Source organism: Actinomadura keratinilytica, from assembly GCF_039539665.1.
Lineage (GTDB): Bacteria > Actinomycetota > Actinomycetes > Streptosporangiales > Streptosporangiaceae > Spirillospora > Spirillospora keratinilytica.
Genome location: NZ_BAABDO010000217.1, coordinates 1 through 4,881, shown reverse-complemented (window position 1 = coordinate 4,881; position 4,881 = coordinate 1). Strand labels below are relative to the sequence as shown.

Sequence of the window (4,881 nt, the reverse complement as noted above, 5' to 3'; positions counted from 1 at the left end):
CTCGGCAGCCGAGAACCAGACGATCTAGCCTCCAAGATCGCCGGGGCGGTCCAGCCTCGCAGACGGTCACGTGTGGCGCGTGCCGCAGCGAGGCATCGGTGGCGAGCTGAAGATCCTTGTCCCAGATCAGGGTAGGGATGTGCCGGTCGCGGGTGTAGTGGGCCAGGAGCTCGGCTTGGCGGTGCAGGTCGCACGTGTGGCCGGGGCTGCCGCAGGTGGTGGTGTTGCGGCCTTCGATCGGCCAACGCCATTCCAGCATCAGCGCGTCCACGTTCGGAAAGCCGCTGTCCCAGGTGTAGTGGTCGCGCAGGTCCTCGTCGGCCTCGTCCAGGTCACGGTTGGCCTGAAGGAAGACGACTTCGTGGCCGAGGTCGGTGATGATGCCGTCGATAAGGGTGCGGCGGTGGCTGCGTCCGCCATCGGGGGTGTCCGTGATTCCCGCGCCGAGGAAACCCCAGAAGCTGTAGCCGATTCTCATCACTCGGCCTCCATGTCTGGTTTGAAGTCGGCGCCCGATGACGGAGCGCTCTGCGCAGTGGCGGTGAGCGGGGATACGTTGGAGCGTGCGGTCTTGGTCACCCACCACTCGCCGATCAAGGCCGCGTCCAACCCGGATGCTGTCAGGCAGTCCAATGCCTGGTCGACGGTGCCGCAGATCGGTTTGCCCTTGACGTTCAGCGAGGTGTTGATCAGTACCGGGTGGCCGGTGATGGCGGCGAACTCGGCCAGGATCTCGGCCAGGAGCGAGTTCTGCTCGTGCGTGACTGTCTGCACACGAGCCGTGCCGTTGACGTGCACAACCGCGGGGACCGTCTGCCGGGCGAGGTCGGTCACACCTGAGGCGATCGACATGAACGGCGACGGCTGGGCGAGGGTGAAATAGTCGCTGGCGTGGTCGGCGAGTACGACGGGCGCGAATGGCCGGAATGGCTCTCGATACTTCACCGTGGCGTTCAGCCGGTCCACCACGCCGGGCGTCAGCGGTGACGCCAGGATCGAGCGGTTGCCCAGTGCACGCGGCCCAGCCTCCAGCCGCCCTTGGAACAGACCGACGATCTGCCCATCTGCGAGCCGCTGCGCGATCAGTTCGGCGGGCTCGGAGAGCCGAACCGCGATCAGCCCCGGCCGCGGTTGGCGAGACAGCCGTACCTCGTCGTAGCTGGGACCGAGATAACAGGCTCCTGCGACGCCGGACGGGAGACGCCCGGTGAGCGTTCGATGCAATGCCAGGGCCGCACCTGCTGCCGTACCTGAATCCCCGGGGGCGGGCGGAACGGTGACCTGCTCGAACTCGGCCTGCTGGCAGATCTTTCCAATGGCTACACAATTCATCGCGACCCCGCCCCCGACCATCAGCACCGGCTCGCCGGTCAGGGCCCGCGCCAGCCGTGCAAGGTGCACCATGACGTGCTCGATACGCTCCTGAAGCGCGGCGGCCAGATCCCGGTGGACCTGTTCCACTGGGGCGTCTGGGGCGCGAGGTGGGCAGGTCGCGGCGATAAACGCCTCGCTGACGCGCGGCCACGCCCGTGACAGCACCCGCAGCGGGAACCACCGCACGTCCACACGAAAGCCGCTGGAAGTGAGCGGGATGGCCTGGCGGAACAGGTTTCGAAAGCGGGCCGGGTCGCCGGTGGCGGCCAGCGCCATCACCGTGCCTTCCTCGTCACCGCGTCGCCAGCCCAGGTGCGCCGTGACGGCACCGTAGACATACCCGAGGGAGGCGGGATCGTTGACGGTGAGCAGGCGACGCAGGTGCAGACGCCCGTCGGCGGTACGGCGTGCGTGGGTGATGGTGGTGGTCGCAGACTCTCCGAGGCTGTCGACTACCAGCACCGCCGCCCCGCGTGCAGGGGCGAGCCGGTCGGCACCAGCGGCGAGGGCGTACAACCCGTGCGCAAGGTGATGCTCCACGCCGGTTATGGCCGCGTTCGGGAAGCAACGTGCGAACTGGGCGTACCGCTCGCGGGCCAAGAGGTGGACGCGAGCGAACGAGCGGGCGCGCGGCAGGGAACGCCGCATTGTGGTCGGGCACAGCAGATAGGCCAGTGAGGCGGCGGCAGCCGTCAGGTAACGGCGCGGGTCGAAGTTGTAGGCGACGTGCGTGACCTGGCTCGGCGACAGGTTCGCCTCATCCAACAGCCAGGAGATCGCCTGCTGTGGGTAGGCGCGGGTGTGCTTGTCGCCGTTGAGGCGTTCTTCCTCTACCAATCCCACCAGGCGCCGGCCTGCGATGAGCGCGGCGGCAGAGTCGTGCGTGCCCGAGCACAAGCCGAGCACCACCGGCTCCGTAGGGGCGGCCGTAATCGTGTTCATGGGCGGTCACTTTCCGGGATCGGGTCGGGCAGGTGTTGGGCGGCGCGGTCCAAGTGCTCGTACCAGGCGAGCAGTGCTTCACCCAGCGGCCCGCCAGTGGCATGGGCCAAGCGGTACGCGTCGCCGTGGTCACCGCTACGGCGGATGCGGTAGCTGCGCATCACGGCCGCCGCATTGGCCCAGCCGGGGTGATCGAGGTCGCGGTCCTCGATCACCGCCTGCAAGAGCGTGTCGAAGTCCTGCCATGGCACGCTCAACTGCGGCATCACCGGGCTCGGGCGGACCGCGAGACCCGTCAGCAGGTCTTGGGCGGCAGGCAGATGCTCGTCGTAGAGATGCAGCGACATGACGTGGTGGTGGTAGGTGCCCAGTTCCGCTCCCACCCAGCTGGCCATCAGCTCATGCAGGACGGTGTCAGTGAACAGGTCGTAGCAGAAGCCCAGCCACAGGTCCTGGCTACGCATCGTGGTGTGCAGGTCCAGCCGTCCGTCGCGCAGGATGAACTGCCATCCGAGCGTGCACGGCACGTCTTTGTTCCCCTTGTGGTCGCGGAGCGGGTCCCACAGCTGTACCACTGCGCGCCGTGATTCCGGATCGTCCAGCAGCAGACGGCGGGCCTGATCGAGTTGGTCAATGCACCCGGCCCAGGCTCGCAATCGAGGGCCGTAGGCGCCGCGCAAGACGTGGTCATCGGCGAACTGTCGCAACCGCTGGTTGTAGGTGTAGATCCATCCGTCGTCCACTCCGGCCAGAATCCACACCGTCTCCGCCACCGCGAACGCCGCGTTGATCACCCGGACCGGCGGCGCGCACACCAGCCGTCGCCGCGGGGAGGTCAATTCCAGATGGACGTCAACGACTTCCCGGGTGGACAAGCCGCGTGGCGCACAGGCGGCCCCTTGTTCCACGACGACCGCGACGGCATCACGCCACAGTTCGGTTGCCGAGTCATTGGTCAGCGCGATCATTGCGTGGCCCCTCCGCGCGAAGGCTCGGCCCTGCTCGGCGCCGCCTCGGACCAGTCAGGCGGTGCGGATGGGGCAAACATCTTGCGAAGGTACTGCCACTGTCGCCGCAGGCCCTCGTCCAGCCCGACCTTCGGGAACCACCTGAGCACCAGCGCGGCCCGGGTCAGGTCGGCGCGTGTGGCGGCGGCATCGCCCGCTCGATCACCAGTCTTCCGCAGCGGCACCGGTGCGCCGACCAGGGCTCCGATTCTCTCGGCGACCTGCCGGAGCGACGCCGCGTCGCTTCCGGCTGCGTTCACGACCAGGCCTTGGCCTGCGTCCAGTGGCGCGGCAATCGCCGCCAGGGTGGCCTCGACCAGGTCGGAGACGTACGTCCAGGTGTGGGGTACGGTGCCGGTCCCGTACAGAGGAAGCGGCTGCCCGCTGACGGCGGCGGTGAACATCCGGTTGATCACCATTGCCGGACGGCAGCCTGGCCCGAATGCGGTGAAGAACCTCAGCGCAACAACGCTCATCGTGGAACGCGGATGTCGGGCGTAGGCGAGTGCCAGTCGCTCCGCCGCGAGCTTGGCCACGCCGTACGGGGAGGTCGGCTCGGTCGGCGCGTCCTCACTGACCGGCCCGGTCACACCCGGCCCGTACACGTGGGAGGAGGAGGCCAGGACCACCCGAGGCACACCCACCAGCTGACATGCGCGCAGTAGCCGTTGCGTGCCCAGCACCGACGCTGCGTGGTCGGCGAACCCCGTATCCCACGAAGCGGCCACATCGGTGGCCGCCGCCAAATGCACCACCGCGCCGACCTGTGCCAGGAGCCCGGACAGCTCGCTCAGTTCCATTGTGGTCAAATCGGCCTTAACCTGGCACAGGCGCGAATTGACGATCAACGACGCTCCGTCATTGGGCTCGGGGCAGCGTGTGTCCACGCCGATCATCGGCACGTTCCGCTCCACCAACGCCGCGCGCAGGTGCCGACCGATGAACCCCTCCGTGCCGGTCACCAGCACCGGCCTCGACAAGGTCGTCGACGTGGGCGGCAACTGCGAGAGAAGATCAGAACGCTCCACCATGGGGTACCGCCTCTCCGGTCCGAGGGCGCAGAGGTGATCTCCGCAATCGGATCCCAGGACCTCACGCCTCATAGACAAGCCCGACGACAGGTCCGCCCGACAGTGGTGCCGATGGTGCGGACCTGAGCCCCCTGTAGCGGCCAGTAGTGGCCTGGTAGCGCGCATAGCGAACCGGTAGTGGCCATAGCTCACCAGCATCAGCTCGTCTACTGTCGCCAGTACCGTGTCCAATGTGCTGCGGAGGAAGCGCCGCGCGGAGCCGGTTGCGCCACTCATGGAGGTCCCATGCCTGACGCGCCGCTGAAGGAGCTGCTGGCTACGATCGGCATGAACGGCGAACGTTTAGCCGGACGAGTTAACGCGCTGGCCGAAACGCTCAGGCTCCCGCAGCGCGTGCATCCGAAGACCCCTTACAAGTGGATCCAGGGGCAGACGCCGAAACCCCCCTTGCGATCGCTGGTCGTCCAAGTACTCAGTGAACTGTTTCCATCCTCATTGGGCCTGGTGGTGGAGGGTGAGGATCGCCT

4 protein-coding genes and 1 pseudogene are annotated in these 4,881 nt (G+C 67.5%); 1 reads left to right on the top strand and 4 read right to left on the bottom strand.

The window, feature by feature from the left end; all coding sequences use genetic code 11:
- The 4 genes and pseudogenes from ABD879_RS32030 to ABD879_RS32015 form a co-directional block, all read right to left on the bottom strand.
- Positions 1 to 478: pseudogene (locus tag ABD879_RS32030) on the bottom strand (hypothetical protein); the annotation flags it as partial.
- Positions 478 to 2,316, bottom strand: a complete 1,839-nt coding sequence (locus ABD879_RS32025; protein ID WP_345025531.1) for a carbamoyltransferase family protein — start codon at positions 2,314 to 2,316, stop codon at positions 478 to 480. The gene ABD879_RS32025 and the pseudogene ABD879_RS32030, both read right to left, overlap by 1 nt.
- The gene (locus ABD879_RS32020; protein ID WP_345025529.1) at positions 2,313 to 3,284 is read right to left on the bottom strand and encodes a thymidylate synthase; all 972 of its coding nucleotides are present in this window, start codon (positions 3,282 to 3,284) and stop codon (positions 2,313 to 2,315) included. Before ABD879_RS32020 ends, ABD879_RS32025 begins: the two co-directional genes overlap by 4 nt.
- Entirely contained in the window at positions 3,281 to 4,354 is a 1,074-nt protein-coding gene (locus ABD879_RS32015) for an NAD-dependent epimerase/dehydratase family protein (RefSeq protein WP_345025528.1), read from the bottom strand. Before ABD879_RS32015 ends, ABD879_RS32020 begins: the two co-directional genes overlap by 4 nt.
- A gap of 285 nt (positions 4,355 to 4,639) precedes the next feature.
- Here ABD879_RS32015 and ABD879_RS32010 point away from each other — a divergent pair.
- Positions 4,640 to 4,881: hypothetical protein (locus ABD879_RS32010; RefSeq protein ID WP_345025527.1), on the top strand; the 242-nt coding region annotated here is incomplete at its 3' end.